The organism is Saccharomonospora amisosensis (genome assembly GCF_011761185.1).
GTDB classification, from domain to species: domain Bacteria; phylum Actinomycetota; class Actinomycetes; order Mycobacteriales; family Pseudonocardiaceae; genus Saccharomonospora_A; species Saccharomonospora_A amisosensis.
The window spans coordinates 689198-707587 of record NZ_JAAOYM010000001.1 but is presented as its reverse complement, the minus strand read 5'-3'; the positions used below and the strand labels follow the sequence as shown (position 1 = coordinate 707587).

Annotated in this window: 18 protein-coding genes; 15 read left to right on the top strand and 3 right to left on the bottom strand. The window is 68.7% G+C overall.

Features of this window, described 5'->3' with window-relative positions; genetic code table 11:
* Window positions 1–32: 32 nt before the first annotated feature.
* The 4 genes from FHU38_RS03530 to FHU38_RS03515 are packed head-to-tail and all read left to right on the top strand — an operon-like array spanning window position 33 to window position 3223.
* Window positions 33–776 carry an enoyl-CoA hydratase/isomerase family protein gene (locus tag FHU38_RS03530; protein WP_167166440.1) on the top strand — a complete coding sequence of 248 codons (744 nt, stop codon included), beginning with the start codon at window positions 33–35 and terminating at the stop codon, window positions 774–776.
* Window positions 773–2296 carry an AMP-binding protein gene (locus tag FHU38_RS03525; protein WP_167166438.1) on the top strand — a complete coding sequence of 508 codons (1524 nt, stop codon included), beginning with the start codon at window positions 773–775 and terminating at the stop codon, window positions 2294–2296. Before FHU38_RS03530 ends, FHU38_RS03525 begins: the two co-directional genes overlap by 4 nt.
* Window positions 2287–2895 carry a TetR/AcrR family transcriptional regulator gene (locus FHU38_RS03520; RefSeq protein ID WP_167166436.1) on the top strand — a complete coding sequence of 203 codons (609 nt, stop codon included), beginning with the start codon at window positions 2287–2289 and terminating at the stop codon, window positions 2893–2895. Before FHU38_RS03525 ends, FHU38_RS03520 begins: the two co-directional genes overlap by 10 nt.
* The gene (locus FHU38_RS03515; protein ID WP_009156256.1) at window positions 2888–3223 is read left to right on the top strand and encodes a hypothetical protein; all 336 of its coding nucleotides are present in this window, start codon (window positions 2888–2890) and stop codon (window positions 3221–3223) included. The genes FHU38_RS03520 and FHU38_RS03515 overlap by 8 nt, the downstream gene beginning before the upstream one ends.
* A gap of 96 nt (window positions 3224–3319) precedes the next feature.
* Here FHU38_RS03515 and FHU38_RS03510 read toward each other — a convergent pair whose 3' ends face one another.
* Window positions 3320–4489: an acyl-CoA dehydrogenase family protein gene (locus FHU38_RS03510; protein WP_167166434.1), complete on the bottom strand. Its 1170-nt coding sequence runs from the start codon at window positions 4487–4489 to the stop codon at window positions 3320–3322.
* A gap of 106 nt (window positions 4490–4595) precedes the next feature.
* Between FHU38_RS03510 and FHU38_RS03505 the strand changes: the two genes are divergently transcribed.
* Entirely contained in the window at window positions 4596–5309 is a 714-nt protein-coding gene (locus tag FHU38_RS03505; protein WP_167166432.1) for a 4'-phosphopantetheinyl transferase family protein, read from the top strand.
* A 52-nt stretch (window positions 5310–5361) separates the two neighbouring features.
* The gene (locus FHU38_RS03500; protein ID WP_313886655.1) at window positions 5362–6543 is read left to right on the top strand and encodes an isochorismate synthase; all 1182 of its coding nucleotides are present in this window, start codon (window positions 5362–5364) and stop codon (window positions 6541–6543) included.
* 31 nt (window positions 6544–6574) lie between these two features.
* Here the strand turns inward: FHU38_RS03500 and mihF are convergent, their stop codons facing one another.
* The gene (gene mihF / locus FHU38_RS03495; RefSeq protein WP_009156260.1) at window positions 6575–6886 is read right to left on the bottom strand and encodes an integration host factor, actinobacterial type; all 312 of its coding nucleotides are present in this window, start codon (window positions 6884–6886) and stop codon (window positions 6575–6577) included.
* Between the two features lie 316 nt (window positions 6887–7202).
* Between mihF and FHU38_RS03490 the strand changes: the two genes are divergently transcribed.
* From FHU38_RS03490 to FHU38_RS03470, 5 genes are all read left to right on the top strand, one after another.
* Window positions 7203–8825 carry a long-chain fatty acid--CoA ligase gene (locus FHU38_RS03490; RefSeq protein ID WP_167166430.1) on the top strand — a complete coding sequence of 541 codons (1623 nt, stop codon included), beginning with the start codon at window positions 7203–7205 and terminating at the stop codon, window positions 8823–8825.
* Window positions 8826–8889: 64 nt separating this feature from the next.
* Entirely contained in the window at window positions 8890–9288 is a 399-nt protein-coding gene (locus FHU38_RS03485; protein ID WP_167166428.1) for a PaaI family thioesterase, read from the top strand.
* A gap of 121 nt (window positions 9289–9409) precedes the next feature.
* The gene (locus FHU38_RS03480; RefSeq protein ID WP_313886654.1) at window positions 9410–10441 is read left to right on the top strand and encodes a peptidase C39 family protein; all 1032 of its coding nucleotides are present in this window, start codon (window positions 9410–9412) and stop codon (window positions 10439–10441) included.
* 124 nt (window positions 10442–10565) lie between these two features.
* Complete coding sequence (locus FHU38_RS03475) at window positions 10566–11666, top strand: S-(hydroxymethyl)mycothiol dehydrogenase (RefSeq protein ID WP_167166426.1); 1101 nt, start codon at window positions 10566–10568, stop codon at window positions 11664–11666.
* 17 nt (window positions 11667–11683) lie between these two features.
* Window positions 11684–12313: a gamma-glutamylcyclotransferase family protein gene (locus tag FHU38_RS03470; protein ID WP_167166424.1), complete on the top strand. Its 630-nt coding sequence runs from the start codon at window positions 11684–11686 to the stop codon at window positions 12311–12313.
* On the opposite strand, the gene FHU38_RS03465 is transcribed toward FHU38_RS03470, so the two are convergent.
* Entirely contained in the window at window positions 12288–13901 is a 1614-nt protein-coding gene (locus FHU38_RS03465; protein ID WP_167166422.1) for an FAD-binding oxidoreductase, read from the bottom strand. The two genes, FHU38_RS03470 and FHU38_RS03465, sit on opposite strands and share 26 nt — an antisense overlap.
* A gap of 16 nt (window positions 13902–13917) precedes the next feature.
* Between FHU38_RS03465 and FHU38_RS03460 the strand changes: the two genes are divergently transcribed.
* From FHU38_RS03460 to FHU38_RS03445, 4 genes are read left to right on the top strand one after another with little or no spacing between them, the layout of a single operon-like run.
* Window positions 13918–14559, top strand: coding sequence for a TetR/AcrR family transcriptional regulator (locus FHU38_RS03460; RefSeq protein ID WP_167166420.1), 642 nt, complete (start codon window positions 13918–13920; stop codon window positions 14557–14559).
* Window positions 14556–16109, top strand: coding sequence for a glycerol-3-phosphate dehydrogenase/oxidase (locus tag FHU38_RS03455; protein WP_167166419.1), 1554 nt, complete (start codon window positions 14556–14558; stop codon window positions 16107–16109). Before FHU38_RS03460 ends, FHU38_RS03455 begins: the two co-directional genes overlap by 4 nt.
* 41 nt (window positions 16110–16150) lie before the next feature.
* Entirely contained in the window at window positions 16151–17068 is a 918-nt protein-coding gene (locus FHU38_RS03450; protein ID WP_167166417.1) for an ABC transporter ATP-binding protein, read from the top strand.
* Window positions 17065–18258, top strand: a complete 1194-nt coding sequence (locus FHU38_RS03445) for an ABC transporter permease (RefSeq protein ID WP_167166415.1) — start codon at window positions 17065–17067, stop codon at window positions 18256–18258. The genes FHU38_RS03450 and FHU38_RS03445 overlap by 4 nt, the downstream gene beginning before the upstream one ends.
* The last annotated feature ends 132 nt before the right edge of the window (window positions 18259–18390 follow it).

The window sequence follows — 18390 nt, the reverse complement described above, 5'->3', positions numbered from 1 at the left end:
ATCGATCGATCGGCTCCGCTACGCTGCCCGGTATGGAGGCCGTGACACTGACCGTCACCGACGGCACAGCCGAGGTGTGGCTCGATCGGCCCACGCGGCTGAACGCGGTCACGCCAGCCCTTGTGGAGGATCTGCTCGCCGCCCTCGACCGACTCGCCGCGGACAGCGGGGTCCGCGCAGTCGTGCTCGCGGGAAGGGGTCGCGCGTTCTGCGCCGGCCATGATCTGAAGCAGCCGCCACCGCAGGGCGACCCGCGCCGCCGGCTGGAGCGGTTGCAGCAGGTGACGAGGGCGCTGCGCGCGCTGCCGCAACCGGTGATCGCCGCCGTGCACGGCTACGCGATCGGCGCCGGGGCCGAGTTCGCACTCGGCTGCGACCTGGTGCTCGCCGCCGACGACGCCGTGTTCCGCTTTCCCGAGGTGGGGTTGGGCCTCAGCGTCACCGGAGCCGCTTCCCGCCTGCTGCCGTTGCTGGTCGGGCCGTTGCGAGCCAAGGAGTTGCTGCTGTTCGGCGAGCGGATCGACGCGGCGAGAGCGGAGTCCATGGGGCTGGTCAACGCCGTGGTCGACGGCGAGCGACTGCTGGAACACGCCAGGGAATGGGCACGGCGGCTGGCGGAAAAACCCGCCGCGGCGGTAACACTGGCCAAACGCGCGATCGACAGTGGCGTGGACGCAGGCGTGGACAGCGCGCTGGAGCTGGAAGTCAGTCACGCACTGCTCACCGAGCACTCCCCTGACGTCGCGCGCGCCACCGAGGAGTTCAGGTCGCGATGAGGGAGCAGCACCTGTTCGGCCTGCTCGAGCGGGCCGCACGCGACTGGCCGGACTCGCAGGCCTGGGTGTTCGACGAAACCGGCGAGCGATTCACCTTCGCCGAGATCCTGGCCAGCGTCGAACGGCTGGCCCGCGCGCTGGCCGCGCTGGGGGTGGGACCAGGCGACCGAGTCGCCGTGCTGCTGCGCAACCAGCCGGAGTTCCCGCTGCTGTGGCTGGCTCTTGCGCGGCTCGGCGGTGTGCTCGTGCCGGTGAACACCAACTACCGGGAGCTGGACGGCGAGCACGTGCTGGCGCGCTCGGGGGCGCGGCTGGCCGTGACGACGCCGGAGTTCACCGACCTGCTCGGCTCGATCGCGCCAAGAACGCGCGTTGAACGGGTTCTGACAGTGGCGGAACTGACCTTCGACGGTGAACTGCCCGACTTCCGGCCGGTACCGGAGCTGCCCACCAACATCCAGTACACCTCCGGCACGACAGGCTCACCCAAGGGCTGCGTCCTGCCACACCGCTACTGGACAGCGCTCGCGGCGGACCTGATGGCCAGGCATCCGGCCATCACCGCCGACGACACCATCCTCACCGCACAGCCCTTCCATTACATCGATCCACAGTGGAACGTGGTGTTGGGGTTGGCCTCCGGAGCCAAGCTCGTGGTGCTGGACCGGTTCCATCCGGCCTCCTTCTGGCAACGCGTGCGCCAGCACGGCGTGACCTGGTTCTACTGCCTTGGGTTGATGCCGACACTGCTGCTGCGCATGCCGCCGTCACCGCGGGACCGTCAGCACCGGGTACGGGCGATCAGCGCTTCGGCCATCCCACGCGAACTGCACGCCGAGCTGGAGCGGCGTTGGGGTGTCGGCTGGTTCGAGGCGTTCGGCATGACCGAGACCGGAGCAGACATCCGGATGGACCCGGCAGACCACGACGAGCAAGTCGGCACGGGCTGCATCGGCAGAGCCGCCCCACACCGAGAGATCGTGATCGCCGACGAACGGGGCAGGCCGGTGCCGCGCGGGCAGATCGGGGAGCTGCTTATCAGGGGGGTCGGGTTGATGCACGGTTACCACGACGACCCCGACGCCACGGCGCGAGCCTTCCGCGGCGGCTGGTTCCACACAGGTGACCTGGCCACGATGGACGAGCAAGGCCGGGTGTTCCACGCGGGCAGGACCAAGGACATGATCCGGCGCAGCGGGGAGAACGTGTCCGCCGCGGAGGTGGAGGGCGCGCTGCTGCTGCACCCGCACGTCCGTGCGGTGGCCGTGCTTGGCGTGCCCGACGAGCTGCGCGGCGAGGAGATCATCGCCCACGTCGTCGTGGAATCGGGCCGCGAACCGGACCCATGCGGGCTCGCCGACTTCTGCGCGGGCAAGCTCGCCTACTTCAAGGTGCCGCGCTACTGGGCCTTCCACGACGAGTTGCCGATGACGGCCTCCGAGCGGGTCGCCAAGGGACAACTCCGCGCCAAGGCGGCGCGGGCAAGGGTGTTCGACACGGTGGAGGGCGCATGGCGCTAGCCAGCGGGCAGCGGGTGCGACGTGCGGCGGTGAAGCTGTTCGCCACCAGGGGTTTCCACGGCACGGGCATCCGCGATCTGGCGAGAGCCGCCAAGCTGTCCTCGGCGAGTCTGTATCACTACATGGGCACCAAGGAGGACCTGCTCGCCGACATCATGCGCGACTGCCTGCGCGACCTGATCACCGCGGCCACCGAGACCCTCGACGGAGTCCAAGATCCACGCGAACGAGTGATCAGGCTGGTCACGCTGCATGTCCGTACCCATGCCACCCAACCCGAAGAAACCCGGATCGTCGACAACGAGATCCACGTGCTCTCACCCAACGCGCAACGGTCGGTGATCGCGCTTCGAGACGAGTACGAACGGCTGTGGACCCAGGCCATCGCCGATGGACTGGCCCAGGGTGTGTTCCGTACCACCCAACCAGCCGTGACCAGGATCGCGCTGCTGGAAATGTGCAACGGGGTGGCCAGGTGGTACTCGCCACGCGGGCAGCTTTCCCTCGACGAGCTCGGCGCGCACTTCGCCGAGCTGGCCCTGCGCGGCCTCGGCGCTTGCCCTCACGGCTGCACTGAGGGACGCTCGGGGGGTGAGTGAGGAAACCATCCAGCTGGAACTCAACGATGCGGGCGTCTCGCCGGGGCTACCAATGCCCTCGAACTCGCGTGACCGGATCCAGGACGTGCCGTACCGACCGGTGGAGTTCCGTGACGACGATCTCCCGGCCGCGTTGGAGCGCTGCGCCGGCTGGCTCAGGCAGGCCCAGCAGTGGCTGGGCGAGCCCGTGGACGTGCTGGCCGTCCACCTGGACTACGACGAACGCGACGGATACCCCTATTACGACCTGAAGTTGCTGTGCAACGAGGAGGACCTCGCGGGCGTTCCGCTCGCGCTTCGCGAGCGCAAGGACACCGTGCGCTCCTGACAGCACCCCGGAAGTCGGTGGTGGGGTCCGGTGGCGCCCAATCGCCGTCGGACCCCACCACCAGGAAGTAAGCGATCACCGGCTCGCCGAGGCGAGCTAGCCGAGGACCCCGCCGACTCTGGCGTGGCCCCTCAGCAGGTTGCGCGCGATGGTACGGCGCTGGATCTCGTCGGTGCCCTCGTAGATGCGTAGCAGTCGCAGCTCGCGGTACCAGCGCTCGATCGGCAGCTCCCGCGTGTATCCCATGCCGCCGTGAATCTGTAGCACCCTGTCGACGATCTCGTTGGCCTTGACCCCGCCGTAGAGCTTGGCGATCGACTGCGCGTGCCGGGAGTCCATTCCGGAGTCCACCTGCCAGGCCGCGTGCAACACGAGCCAGCGCAACGCCTCGATCTCGACACCGGAATCGGCGATCATCCATTGAATCGCCTGCCGCTGCGCGATCGGTGCGCCGAAAGTGTGCCTGGTGTTGGCGTGGTCGATGGCCATCGTCAGCAGCCGCTCACAGGAGCCGATCGCCCTGGCGGGCAGCAGGTACCTGCCCCTGCCGATCCACTGCATGGCGAGGTTGAACCCCTGCCCGAGTTCGCCGAGGATCTGGCTTTCCGGCACCCGGACATCCTCGAACACCAGCGAGGCCGGACCCCACTCGCCCATCGTGTCGATCGGCTCGGAACGCCACCCCAGCTCCCTGTCCACCAGGAAGCACGTGACCCCGCCGTTCGCACCCTTGTCCGGGTCGGTGATGGCGAAGACCATCGTGAAGTCGGCCTCGTTGCCGCCGGTGATGAACGTCTTCTCGCCGTTGATGATCCAGTCGGAGCCGTCCTTGCGGGCACTGGTGCGGATCGCCTTCGCGTCCGAACCCGCACCGGGCTCGGTGATCGCGAAGCAGGACTTGCGCTTGCCCTCGATGGTGGGCAGCAGGTAACGCTCCTTCTGCTCGTCGTTGGCGTAGAACAGGATGTTGTCCGCGGCGCCACCGAACCGGAACGGCACGAACGTGCGGCCGAGTTCCGCCTCCAGCAGGGCTGTCATCACGGCCGAAAGCCCCATACCGCCGTACTCCTGCGGGGTCTGCACACCCCAGAAACCTGACTCGCGCGCCTTGAACTGCAACTCGGTGAGCTCGTCGCCGGTCAGCCCCGGCTGTCCCGCTCGTTCTCTGCGCAGCACTTCCTGTTCCAGCGGCATGAGTTCCCGCTGCACGAACGTGCGCACCCAGTCACGAATCTCGCGTTCCTCGACGCTCAGGCTGAAATCCATGCGCAGGCTCCCTCGGCCACTAAGCGGATGCTTAGCGGCAAAGGTAGCGCACGAAGGTGCGCCGCGGCAGCCCCCGCCTCCAGAGGCGTTCGTCTAGGTTCGACGCGTGACGACATGCGAGGTGTGGTGGGCCACGCCCTTGCGCGAGGTGGCTGATCACCTCGCACTGCTCAGCGAGCCGGAGCGCGAACGCTACGAGGCCTATCGCAAGCAGGCCGACCGGTCGAGGTTCCTCACCGGGCGCGTGCTGGCCAAAACGGTGGCGGGGCGACGACTGGGACTCAGCCCGGCGGTCATCCGCTTCGACGCCGCCTGCCCAACCTGCGGCAAACAGCACGGCCCTCCACGGCTGCCCGGCACAGGTATCGCGTTGTCCATCTCCCACGCGGCCGAACGGGTGGGCGTAGCGGTCACCGGCGGCCCGGCGGTGGGGCTCGACGTGGAATCGACGGACAGGAGGGCCGACGAAGCGCTGGTGTCGTACGCCCTCAACGACTCCGAGCTGGCCACCTGGCGTGAGCTGCCCGAACCGGATCGGCCCGCCGGGTTCTTCACGTACTGGACGCGCAAGGAGGCCGCCATGAAGGCGGCGGGAAAGGGCCTGCACATACCGTTGCGCGGACTGACGATGTCGGCTCCTGGCACGCGGCCACGATTGCTGGAATCCACCGACGCCGCGCTGAACCCCGCCGTGACCCGGATGGCCGACCTCGACCCCGGTCCCGGCTACCGAGCGGCTGTGGCCGTGCTCACCACCGACGAGATCGAGGTCACCGAACGGTGGTGGAGCCTCGCCCCCACTATCGACGGACAATGGTAGGCGCGGGGTCGCGGCGAGCCGTCGTGGCCCGCCCGACCTGGAGGTGCGACCCGTGGCCGACTCGAGCGCCGAAGGCACGACCGCTGAGGCGTCGGTCCGACTGCTCGAGGACTACACGGCACGCGACTTCTTCCTCGCTACCGAGAACGCCACCCTGCTCGGTTCCGGCGTGGCGGCTGCGCTGACCGACACCGACGAGGTCCGGCTTTCGCAGCGGGTGGCAACGGCGTTGCAGGACGGCCTCGCGCCGATCGCCGTGGGTGCGTTGCCGTTCGACAGCGCAGAAGGAACACCGGGGCGAATCGTGCTGCCACGGCGAACGAGGCTGGCAGGACCCATGCACCCGGCCGTGGACACCTTACCGCGTAGGCAGGTCAGTCCACCGGCGAACGCGCATCCCGTACCCGAGCCGCGGCGGCACGCCGACGCGGTGGCCCGCGCGGTCGTGGCGCTGCGCGAGCGTGGACTGCGTAAGGTCGTGCTCGCACGGGCACTGGACGTCGAGTTCACCGACGGTGTCTCGGCGGAGGCGATCCTGCACAACCTCGTCAAGGACAACCCCGGCGGCTACACCTTCGCGGCCGGACTGCCAGGGGGACGCACGCTCGTGGGCTCGAGCCCGGAACTGCTGCTCTCCAGGCAAGGAGACCGGGTCGTTTCGCTGCCGCATGCCGGGTCACTGCCCCGTTCGGCCGACCCGGTGGCCGACACCGAGAACGGCAAGGCGCTGCTGTCATCCCGCAAGGACCACATCGAGCACGCCGTGCTGGCCGAGGCGGTGGTGGAGACCCTGCGGCCGTTCTGTCGCAAGCTCGACGTGCCTGAGATGCCGGAGTTGGTGTCCACGCCGACGATGTGGCACCTGCGCACCAAGATCACCGGAGAGCTGGTGGACCGTGACGTGACCGCGCTGCGCCTGGCCGCCGCGCTGCATCCCACACCGGCGATCTGCGGCACCCCGACCGGGTTGGCCAGGGAACTGGTCACCGAACTGGAGCCGTTCGAACGCGGCTACTACGCGGGCACCGTCGGCTGGGTGAACGCCGAGGGCGACGGCGAGTGGGCTGTGTCGATCCGGTGCGCGGAGATCGGGAACTCGGCACTGCGGCTTTACGCGGGCGGAGGCATCGTGCCGGAGTCCGACCCATGGGCCGAGCTGGAAGAGACGTCGGCCAAGTTCGCCACGTTGCTGACGGCGATGGGCCTGCCTCGTGAGTGGTTAGCGGAGTTGTAGGCCGCTCCACCAACCACTCACGAGCCACCGCTCACTTGAGCGCGTTGATGAGCGCCTCGCGCTGGCGCTCCCCCAGGCCCGCCGCGCGCCGATCCGGGTCGATACCCGCCTGTTCGAGCAACGCGGCCACCTTGACCTGCCCCAGCCCGGGAACGGCCTTCAGCAACTGGGTGACCTTCGTCTTTCCGACGGTCTTGTCGTCCTTGGCCCGCATAAGCACCTTGTCAATGCTTTCCCTTCCGGACTTGATGGACGCGAGCAGCTCCGAGCGTGCCTTGCGGGCCTCAGCCGCCTTGGCCAGGGCTTCCGCCCGCTGCTGCGGAGTCAACGTGGGCAAAGCCAACGTAGTGTTCCTTTCTTCTCGGGTGTCCGCGTAACTAGCGGCGACGAACCAGGTGCGAAGGGTGCTTGCCCGAGCAAGCGCTGGCCAGGCCGTCTGTTACCACCGCCCCAGTAAACGCCAACATCCGCTGCACCGCGAAGCCGACACGCGATGACCGCCCGACCGGGCCATACCTGGTCAGCGGCCTGTAACGCGGTTCGCATCGCCTAGCCCCGCTGCGTAACCGTTGTGCATTGAGCACATGCCGCTCGGCCGAGGACCGGACTAGAGTCGCGCCTAACCCGAGTTCACCGACGAACCACCGGCAGGAGCCACCATGCTGAGCACGATGCAGGACGACCAGCTCTCCATCGCCAACCTGCTGCGCCACGGCTCGAAGCTGCACGCGGACAGCGCCGTGGTCACCTGGAACGGGTCGGAAGGCGTGCGCAAGACCTACGGCGAGGTCGGAAAGCGAGCAGCGCAGTTGGCCAACGCCCTGCGCGGACTCGGCATCACCGGCGACCAGCGCGTCGGGACGTTCATGTGGAACAACGCCGAACACCTCGAGGCCTACCTGGCCATACCTGCCATGGGTGCGGTGCTGCACACGCTGAACATCCGGCTGTTCCCTGAGCAACTGGTCTTCGTGGCCAACCACGCCGAGGACCACGTGATCATCGTCGACGGCACCCTGGTGCCGCTGCTTGCCAAGCAGTTGCCGCACATGAAGACGGTGCAGCACGTGATCGTCGCCAACGGCGATCCGGCCGCGCTGGAGGCGCCTAGCGGGGTGCGGGTGCACTCCTACGACGAACTGCTCACCGGGCAACCGGAGACCTTCGACTGGCCGGTCATCGACGAACGTTCCGCCGCCGCGATGTGTTACACCTCGGGTACGACCGGTGACCCCAAGGGTGTCGTGTACTCCCACCGCTCGATCTGGCTGCACTCGATGCAGGTGTGCATGAGCGACAGCATGCGGCTGAGCGAGGCGGACAAGGCACTGGTGATCGTGCCGATGTTCCACGCCATGTCGTGGGGCATGCCCTACGCCGCCTTCATGGTCGGCGCCTCGATGGTCATGCCGGACCGCTTCCTGCAGCCCGAGCCGATCGCGGCGATGCTCGCGGCGGAGCAACCGACATTCGCGGGCGCCGTACCGACCATCTGGCAGGGCCTGCTGCAACAACTCGACGCCAACCCGCAGGACATCTCGCACCTGCGCGAGGTCGTGGTCGGCGGCTCGGCCGCACCGCCCGCGATGATGCACGCGTTCGAGGAGCGCTACGGGGTGCCGATCCTGCATGCCTGGGGTATGACGGAGACCTCTCCACTCGGCAGCGTGGCCCGGCCGCCTTCGACGGCGACAGGCGAACAGGCCTGGCGATACCGCTACACGCAGGGCCGTTTTCCCGCGTCGGTTCGGGCACGGCTCATCGACGACAACGGCAACGAGGTGCCGTGGGACGGCGAGAGCGTCGGCGAACTCGAGGTGGCAGGGCCGTGGATCGCGGGCTCCTACTACGGCGACGCGGACCCGGACAAGTTCCACGACGGCTGGCTGCGCACCGGTGACGTCGGCAAGATCACCCCGGACGGTTACCTGACGCTCACAGACCGCGCCAAGGACGTCATCAAGTCGGGCGGTGAGTGGATCTCCTCGGTGGACCTTGAGAACCACGTGATGGCTCATCCCGCGGTGGCGGAGGCCGCCGTGGTGGGTGTACCGGACGAGAAGTGGGACGAGCGACCGCTGGTGGCCGTAGTCGTCAGGCAAGGCCAGACTGTCACAGCCGAGGAACTGCGAGAATTCCTCATGGACAAGGTGGCGAAGTGGCAGTTGCCCGAGCACTGGACCTTTGTGGAGGAGGTTCCCAAGACCAGCGTCGGCAAGTTCGACAAGAAGCGACTCAGGGCCGCGCACGCCGAGGGCAAGCTCGACGTAAGCCACTTCTGACGCCGCCGCCGCATTACCCGGCGGGTAATCGACGGGCGTTCACGGCCGAGGCAGGGTCGTCGCCATGGACGAACAAGCCACGAAGCTCATCCACCAGGCCATGCCGTTCGCGCAGCGGCTGGGCATCGAGGTCCTCGAGCATTCCAAGGACCTCGTTCGCACTCGGCTCGCGTGGGAGCATTCGCTGACCACGCTCGGCGAGAGCATGCACGGCGGCGCGCTGATGTCGCTCGCCGACGCCACCGGCGCGGCGCTGGCGTACTCCAACCTCCCGGAGGGCGCGCAGCGCACCACGACGATCGAGTCACGGACGAGCTTCCTTCGCCCCGTCGGCAGCGGCCACGCCACAGCGTCGGCCCGGCCGCTGCACGTGGGCAGGCGGGTGATCGTGGTCGAGACCGAGATCCATACCGACACCGGGCGGCTGGCGGCGAAGGTGACGCAGACCCAGGCAGTCGTCTGAACGAGAGACAAGGACAGCCGACACGATCGATTACCACGAGAACCGCGGCTGCCGCGGTTTCCGGTGTGGGAACCCGCGCGGACTGCGCGCGGGCGAGGAGGGGCTGAGGATCCACGAACCGGTGGGCACGGTGACCGGTTACGAGTACGGGCACTGGACCTCCGAGCCGCACATGCTGGATTTCGGCGCCACCGAGCTGATCGCGTCGTGGAACGCGCGCACACCCGAGGGCACGTGGTTGCGCTTCGAGGTGGCCGCGCGCACCGGCGACGGCGAGCACACGCGGTGGTACGTGCTCGCCGACTGGGCGTACGGGGACGACGGCATCCGGCGCGCGAGCGTTCCGGGACAGCGTGACGCTCACGCGAGCGTCGACGTGGACACCCTCGTGGCCGCGCCCGGCGTCACGTTCGTCTCCTACCGACTCAGGGTCACGCTTCACCGCCCCGATGGCAGCCAGGCGACCCCGACGCTGATGGCTGCGGGTGCGATGGCCTCGCGAATGCCCGAGCGGTTCGAGGTGGCGACCCACGAGCCGGAGCTGGACGGCGGGATCGAACTCGCGGTCCCCCGATTCGCCCAGAACGTGCACCGGGGCCGCTTCGTCGAGTACGGCGGGGGTGGCGAGCACTGGTGCAGTCCAGCGGCCACCGAGATGGTGGTGGAGTACTGGGGCAAAGGGCCGTCCAAGCGTGAGCTGTCGTGGCTGCCGAGTGACTGCCCCTACCCGAGCGTGGTGCACGCGGCACGCCACACCTACGACTACGCCTACCAGGGCACCGGCAACTGGCCCTTCAACACCGCCTATGCCGCTGCCCACGGTCTCAGGGCACGGGTCACCCGGTTACCGGGCCTTGCCGAACTACGACGCCACGTCGCAGGAGGATTCCCGGTGATCACCTCGCTGTCGTTCCGGCGTGGCGAACTGGACGGCGCGGGCTACGGCAGCGCGGGGCACCTGATGGTGGTAACCGGGTTCACAGCCGACGGTGACGTGATCGTCAACGATCCGGCGTGCGAGACCACCGATGCGGTGCGCAGGGTGTACCCACGCGCGCAGTTCGAGACCGCATGGCAACGCACCAGGCGCCACGACGCCGTAGGCAGGGTCAGACCGGGGCCCGGTGGGATCGTCTACCTCATCACCCCGTGAGGCGGCAAGGCCCTTTCCGGTCAACGCAACCTGCGTGCACAAATCCATTCGGATGTCGCCATGACCGCATTAGCCGTGGCAAGCTGCCCTGTTGAAGCTTCGAGGCCGAAAGGACAGAGAGCCAATGCCGTACGAGGTGCAAGGCGTGGTCGCTCGCGCGAAGGGCCAACCGGTCTCGCTGGAGACCGTGCTGGTGCCCGATCCCGGTCCCGGCGAGGCGGTGGTCTCGGTCAAGGCATGCGGGGTGTGCCACACCGACCTGCACTACCGAGAGGGTGGCATAAACGACGACTTCCCGTTCCTGCTCGGGCACGAGGCGGCGGGCTACGTCGAGCAGGTCGGTGAGGGCGTCACTGATCTGCGGCCCGGCGATTTCGTGGTGCTCAACTGGCGCGCGGTGTGCGGCACGTGCAGGGCCTGCAAGCGAGGCAAACCGTGGTACTGCTTCCAGACACACAACGCGAGCAGGCCGATGACGCTCGCCGACGGCACCGAGCTGAGTCCCGCGCTCGGCATCGGCGCCTTCCTGGAGAAGACACTCGTCCACAGCGGACAGTGCACGAAGGTGAACCCCGCTGCCGAGCCGGAGGTGGCCGGCTTGCTCGGCTGCGGCGTGATGGCCGGTATCGGGGCCTCCATAAACACCGGCGCCGTCACGCGGGGAGACACCGTGGCGGTGATCGGCTGCGGGGGTGTCGGTGACGCCGCCATCGCGGGCGCCCACCTGGCCGGGGCACGCACGATCGTCGCGGTCGACACCGACGACAGGAAGCTGGAGTGGGCAAAGGGATTCGGTGCCACCGACACCATCAACGCGCGCGGCAAGAGCCACGACGAAATGGTGGAAGCGGTACAGGAACTGACCGATTCCTTCGGTGCCGACGTGGTGATCGACGCCGTCGGGACTCCGCAGACCTGGAAGCAGGCGTTCTACGCTCGCGATCTCGCGGGCACGGTCGTGCTCGTCGGGGTCCCGACACCGGACATGAAGCTCAACGACATGCCACTGATCGACTTCTTCGCCCGTGGCGGATCGCTGAAGTCGTCCTGGTACGGCGACTGCCTGCCGTCCAGGGACTTTCCGATGCTGGTGGACCTCTACCTGCAGGGCAGGCTGCCGTTGGACAAGTTCGTCACCGAACGCATCGGCGTGGCCGACGTCGAGCAGGCGTTCGAGCGAATGCACAACGGAGAGGTGCTGCGCAGCGTCGTGGTGTTCGACTGAAGTCGTATTCGACTGAGGTGCTGTTCGTCGACGGCGATTTTCCCGCCGAACCCTATCCCGGTGCCCGGCCCGGCTGTTCTTTCGTGCACCGGGACGGGGCCGGGCATCCGCTGAGCACGGCGCCCCCTCGGTGGCGCACCGAGCGGACCCCGGTGCTGGCATACGGGTCCAACGCCTGCCCTGAGAAGATCACGTGGCTGCGAAAGGCGATGGGGCTGACCGGTGCCGTCGTCGTCGCCCGCGTCCGATGCCACGGCGTCGCGGCTGTCTGGGCAGCAGGGTTTCGCGAACGCGACGGGGCCAGACCCGCCACGCTCGCCGCCGCCCCGGGTGTCGAGGAATGGCACGCGGTGTGGTTCGCGACGCCCGACCAGCTGGCGGTCCTCGACCGCTGCGAAGGCCGAGGTACCCGCTACGACCGGGTCCGGTTGCGCGATGGCACGGTGCGGCTCGAAGACGGCTCGCCGGTCGAGGGCGCGCTTGCCTACGTTGGCGCGGCCGCCGAGCGCATGCCGCTGCTCGTCGAAGGCGAGCTGGTGCGCATGGCCGCCGTGCCACAGCGGCGGGCTCGGCTGCTCACCGGCGTTCCCGCCGTCTCACACGGATTGCGGGTCGAACCGGTCAGTCGATCAGCTTGCCCGGGTTGAGGATGCCACTCGGATCGACCGCGCGCTTGGCAGCGGCCAGTACCCGGATGCCGACATCACCGATCTCGGCACGCAGGTAGGGCGCGTGGTCGGTACCGACGGCGTGGTGATGCGTGATGGTGCCGAGCCCGTCCTGGGTGATGGCCTCGCACGCCGCCCGCTTCGCACGGGCCCACTGCCCTAGCGGGTCGGTGTGGTCGCGGGCGGCAAGCACCGTGAAGTACAGCGACGCACCGGTCTCGTAGGCGTGGGAGATGTGGCACATCACCAGCGGACGGTCCAACTCGGCCCGCAACGCCGCCCTGACCCGCTCGTACAGCGCGCCCAGTTCGGACCAGTGCGCCGCGGTCTCCAGCGTCTCCACACACACGCCCAGTTCCAGCAGCGCGTCGCGTTGCCGAGGACCGGCGAACCTCCCGCGCCGCCACGCCTCGCCCGGTGCACGCCCGAGCCGGACGGCACCCGCGGCGCGCAGCACACGCAGCGCCCGCTTGCGCCGCTGCCCCTGCTCGCCGTGCCAGCCGAGGATGAGCAGGCAGGGCCGGTTCAGCCCACGAGCCGAAAGGTACCTGCGCAGCAGCGCTGCCTTGCCGCCCGCGAGCGCGAGCGATCCGGCCGTTTCGTCTACATCGGACAGCCTGGTGACGTCGGCGAGCAGGCGCTGCTGTGCGAGCACGCGCACCGCCTCGGTGCCGCGTTGCCACCCGTCGATCGCGAACGCCTCGAACCGTTGTTCGGTTGGGACCGGGCGTACCCGCACAGCCACCTCGGTGAGGACGCCGAGTGCGCCCTCGCTGCCGACGGCCAGCTGGCGCAGGTCCGGTCCGGCGGCCGAGGCGGGTGCGACGCCGAGGCGCCACTCACCCACCGGGGTCGCGACCCGGACGCCGGTGACCATGTCCTCGAACCTGCCGTATCCGGAAGAGGCCTGGCCCGCGGAGCGGGTCGCGGCGAACCCGCCGATGGTGGCGCGCTCGAAAGACTGCGGCACGTGCCCGAGGGTGAGCCCGTGCTCACCGAGCAGGCGCTCGGCTTCCCGCCCACGCACCCCAGCCTGCAACACCGCGATGTGCGAGACCGGGTCGATGCTGACCAGCCGATCGAGCCGTTGCAGGTCCAACACCACCACCGCGGGCTTTCCCCCTCGCAGCGCCGTCACCCCGCCGACCACCGAGGTGCCACCGCCGAAAGGCACGACGCCGATGTCGTGGGCCGTGCACACCTCCAGTACCCGCTGCACCTGCTCCGGATCAGCGGGCAGTACCACGGCGTCCGGAACGGCCAGCCCTTCGGCGCTCCTGCGGCGCAGCAAGTCGAGGTAGGACAGACCCCCCGTACGACCGAGCCGCTCGCTGTCGCCGGTGAGCACCTGCGGCGCGCCGACCACGGCGGCGAGGTCGTCTCGTGCGGCCGATGGCAACAGCGAAGGCGGGATCTCAACAGCCGAATCGGGCGTTTTGCCGCTGTCAGGTCGGAAGCTGCCGATACGCTGGGTCAACCAGCGCAGTGCCCCTGGAGCGAGCTCGACCGCGCCCGCCGCTTGCGGTGTCCATGCCGAGCGAATCCGATGGTCAAGCGTCTCGTCCACCGCTAGAGTGTGACACATGGAAGCGCAACGTCACACTTCGGTCGGGACGCGCAGCACTCTCGCGAACACCCGCGGTCGCACGTCGGCCACCCGCGTTCCCGACGATGTGTTGCTCGACGCGGCGAAGACCTGCGTGCTCAGCGCGGGCGTGCGCAGGACGACGCTGGCGGAGATAGCGCGCACCGCCGGTGTCAGCAGGATGACCCTCTACCGGCGGTTTCCCGACGTCCGCAGCATGTTGATCGCGCTCATGACGCGTGAGTTCAGCGCGTTGTTGCGCAAGGCGATCGACGACACCCCACCCGCGAGTACCGCAAGGCAGCGACTGGTGGACGGCGCCGTCGGCGCCGTACGAGCGTTGGTGGCCAACCCGCTGATGCGCACGGTGCTCGATGTCGACGCCCAGTTGGTGCTGCCCTACATCACCCAGCGCCTCGGTTCCACGCAACGGCTCGCCGAAGAGGCGCTCGGGGCGATCGTGACCGAGGGCCATCGCGACGGCTCCGTCCGCAGGACCGAGCCCGCCGTGCAGGTGCGCGCGGTGCTGCTGGTGGTGCAGTCGTTCGTGCTTTCACTGCGGCCCGCCACCGCGGACGTCGGCGAACAGGCCCTGCTCTCCGAGCTGCGGCACATTCTCGATTCGGCGCTCGCGGCATGATCAGGGCCTCGCTGACCGCCCGGCGGCGCGACGAGGAACTGGCCGCCTTGGCCTCGGGTGAGCGCGTGGACGTCATCGTTCTCGGTGGTGGTGTCACCGGTGCCGGGATCGCGCTGGACGCCGCCTCGCGCGGGCTGTCGGTCGCGCTCGTCGAAGCCGTCGACCTGGCGTACGGCACCTCTCGCTGGTCCAGCAAGCTCGTCCACGGCGGTCTGCGCTACCTCGCACACGGCGACGTCGCGCTCGCGTGGGAGAGCGCCGTGGAACGCGACATCCTGCTGAGGCGCACCGCGCCGCACCTGACCAGAGCGCTCGCGCAACTGTTCCCTTCCTACGCGCACTCCTCGCGGGCTGGGCAGGCGATCACGGCGGCGGGCCTGCACGCGGGCGACGCCCTGCGCCGCGCCGCGGGCACGCCTGCTTCGCTACTACCGCGGCCACGTTCGATCCCGGCCGCGCAAGCGCTTGCCCTCGCACCCGGACTGCGTCGCAGTGGCCTGCGCGGCGGCCTACTGTCCTTCGACGGCGCGCTCACCGACGACGCCCGGCTGGTGATTGCCCTTGCCAGAACCGCCGCCGCCCACGGAGCTCGGATACTGACGAGGCTCGCGGCCACCCAGGTCACCGCAGATCGGGTGCTCGCCCGCGACGAACTGACCGGCGAGCAGGTCGAACTGCGTGCGCGGCAGGTGGTGAATGCCACGGGCGTGTGGGCGGGCAGGCTCGTCCCTTCCGTGCGGCTGCGGCCCTCCCGCGGTTCGCACCTCGTCCTCGACACGCGGGGAACCGGGCTTAGCGAAACCGCCGTCATGGTGCCGGTTCCCGGTGAACGCAACCGGTTCGTATTCCTGCTGCCGCAGCCCGGCGGCAAGGCGTACCTCGGCCTCACCGACGAACCCATGACGGGCGAGCCACCCGATGTCGCGTCGGCACCTCGGTCCGATGTGGATTTCTTGTTGCGGACCGCCTCCACCGTGCTCGCGCGCAGGCTGGATTCCGACGACGTGCTCGGCAGTTTCGCGGGACTGCGCCCACTGGTGGACACGCCTGGAGGCAGGACGGCGGATCTCTCCCGAAAGCACGTGGTACTCACCGACGAGTCCACCGGTGTCATCACCGTTGTCGGCGGCAAGCTGACGACCTATCGCAGGATGGCACAGGACGCCGTGGACGCCGCGGTAACGGCGGCCGGGCTGCGGGCGGGAGAAGTTCGCACGGCAGCGCTTCCACTGATAGGCGCCGCCGACCGGGCCGCATTGTCCGCAGTGGAGGCCGAGCCGCGGCTGGTGGCCAAGTACGGCACGGAGGCACCGCGCGTCGCCGCGCTCGGCGAGGTCGATCGACGACTCGCGCGACCGCTTTTCGACGGCTGCGAGACGACGGGGGCCGAGGTGGTGTGGGCGGTGCGGCACGAGGGTGCGCTGGACGCTGACGATGTGCTGCACCGCAGGACCCGGCTCGGCCTCGTACCGGGGGAAGCCGAGGCGGCGAGGGCACGCGTGAGCGAGCTTGTCGACCGCGCACTGCGTGGCTTGAGCGAAACGAGGTGAAGGTATGATCGGCCGCGCGGCTACGATCAGGGGGATAGTTCGTGCAGCATCATGCGCTTGAGCTCGACAGCGTCAGCAAACGGTTCGGCAACCTGGTCGCACTCGACGGGGTCAGCTTCGAGGTGCGGCCCGGCGAGCTGTTCGGGTTCGTCGGCAGCAACGGAGCGGGCAAGACCACCGCGATGCGGATCGTGCTCGGTGTGCTTGAGGCCGACGCGGGAGAGGTTCGCTTCGACGGCCACCCGATAAACCACGAGACCAGAACCCGGATCGGGTACATGCCGGAAGAGCGTGGCCTCTACCCGAAGATGAAGGTCTCGGACCAGCTCGTCTACCTGGCTCGGTTGCACGGCATGTCCTCCGATCGCGCTCACCAGAGCGCACAGACGTGGATCTCCCGGCTGGGACTGGCGGACCGGCGCGGTGACGAGGTACAGAAGCTCAGCCTCGGTAACCAGCAGCGGGTACAGCTCGCAGCGGCACTGGTACACGATCCCGCCGTGCTCGTACTCGACGAACCGTTCTCCGGGCTGGACCCCATCGCCGTGGACGTGATGAGCTCGGTGCTGCGCGAAAAGGCCGCGGCCGGTGTGCCCGTGGTGTTCTCAAGCCACCAGCTCGACCTGGTGGAGCGCCTGTGCGACCGCGTCGGGATCATCCGCGCGGGCAGGATCGTGGCCTGCGGCGCGGTTGCCGAGCTGACCGAGGGCGCGGGGACGAGGATCACCGTCACGGCACCGCTCGCGCCGCAGGGCTGGGCCGCCGAGCTTTCCGGAGTGAAGGTGCTTTCGCAGGAAGGCGAGACCACCGTGGTGGAGCTCGCCCCCGGCACCGACGATCAGATCGTGCTCAAGGCGGCGTTGGCGACCGGGCCGGTTCGCGAGTTCACCAAGACGCACCCTTCGCTGGTCGAGCTGTTCAGAAACGTCGTCGCCGACCAGAAGGAGGAGGCCCGATGAGCGACTCGCTGCGACCCTCCACTGCCGTCCGGCTCGTCGCCCAGCGAGAACTCAACACCCGGCTGCGCACGCGCGGGTTCCTGATCGGCACGTTGGTGATCCTGGCCGCCATCGCCGGTTACCTGCTGTTGCAGATCAGCGTGTTCAGCGGGATGAGCACTACCACCGTGGGGCTGACCGGGCAGGCGACCGCGATCGCGCAACCGCTGAGACAGGCCGCGGACCACATCGGCATGGACGTCGAGACGCGGCAGATCGCTGATCGCGCCGAAGGCAGGGCGCAGGTGTCGGCTGGCGAGCTCGACGCCCTGGTGTCCGGTAGCGTCGCCGACCTTCGCGTGCTCGTGAAGTCCGATCTGGACGAACAGCTTCGTGGGTTACTCGATGGCATCTCGCAGCAACAGGTGTTGCAGGCCAAGCTACTCGAGGCGGGCATGAGCCCGCAGCAGGTGCTGGGCGAGGTCGGCTCCACGCGGGTTGAGGTTTCCTCCGTCGAACGGCCCGACCCCGAACGCGGGCAGCGAGTTGTCGTGGCCATGGTGCTGATGTTCTTGCTGTACATGGGCATCACCACCTACGGCACGATGGTCGCGCAAGGCATCGTCGAGGAGAAGTCCAGCAGGGTCGTCGAGATCCTGCTTTCCACGGTGCGGCCGTGGCACCTGCTGCTGGGCAAGGTGATCGGTCTCGGACTGGTGGGGCTGGTGCAGTTGGCCGTGCTCGGTGTCGCGGGGTTGGCGATGGCGAGCGTTACCGGGGCCCTGACGATCACCGGTATCGCCACGGGCACGTTGCTGTGGGGCTTGCTGTGGTATGTGCTGGGCTTCTTCCTCTACGCGACCGTGTTCGCGGGCGCCGGGTCGCTGGTTTCGCGGCAGGAGGACATGCAGACGGTGCTGATGCCCATCACCATCGTGCTGGTGGGTGGGTTCATCTCGGGCTTCACGGTGATCCAGCAACCGGACAGCACCGCGGCCACTGTGCTGTCCCTGATCCCGCCGCTGTCGCCGATCCTGATGCCCAGCCGCATCGCCACGGGCACTGCGAGCGGGGTGGAGATCGGACTGGCGCTGCTGCTGACGGTCGCTACCATCGCGGCCCTGACCTGGCTGGGCGGGCGGGTCTACCGTGCGGCCGTGCTGCGCACGGGCGCCAGGGTTCGCCTCAAGGACGCGCTGCGAGTGGGCTGATGCCTGCCTGCCACCGATGTGGCCGCTGTCCACCGGCAGGCACATCGGTGGGCATCCGGAGCTGGCGCATGCGACGCACGCCCACCGAGATACTCACACCACAATGCCGCAGCGCCGCAGCACTTCTTGTAC

Bases quoted from the DNA above. Each gene is read 5' to 3' on its own strand.
- FHU38_RS03510 (WP_167166434.1), bottom strand. From the start codon at position 4,489: ATGGATTTCAGCCTGAGCGTCGAGGAACGCGAGATTCGTGACTGGGTG.
- FHU38_RS03520 (WP_167166436.1), top strand. From the start codon at position 2,287: ATGGCGCTAGCCAGCGGGCAGCGGGTGCGACGTGCGGCGGTGAAGCTG.
- FHU38_RS03490 (WP_167166430.1), top strand. From the start codon at position 7,203: ATGCTGAGCACGATGCAGGACGACCAGCTCTCCATCGCCAACCTGCTG.
- FHU38_RS03485 (WP_167166428.1), top strand. From the start codon at position 8,890: ATGGACGAACAAGCCACGAAGCTCATCCACCAGGCCATGCCGTTCGCG.
- FHU38_RS03475 (WP_167166426.1), top strand. From the start codon at position 10,566: ATGCCGTACGAGGTGCAAGGCGTGGTCGCTCGCGCGAAGGGCCAACCG.
- FHU38_RS03460 (WP_167166420.1), top strand. From the start codon at position 13,918: ATGGAAGCGCAACGTCACACTTCGGTCGGGACGCGCAGCACTCTCGCG.
- FHU38_RS03525 (WP_167166438.1), top strand. From the start codon at position 773: ATGAGGGAGCAGCACCTGTTCGGCCTGCTCGAGCGGGCCGCACGCGAC.
- FHU38_RS03455 (WP_167166419.1), top strand. From the start codon at position 14,556: ATGATCAGGGCCTCGCTGACCGCCCGGCGGCGCGACGAGGAACTGGCC.
- FHU38_RS03445 (WP_167166415.1), top strand. From the start codon at position 17,065: ATGAGCGACTCGCTGCGACCCTCCACTGCCGTCCGGCTCGTCGCCCAG.
- FHU38_RS03530 (WP_167166440.1), top strand. From the start codon at position 33: ATGGAGGCCGTGACACTGACCGTCACCGACGGCACAGCCGAGGTGTGG.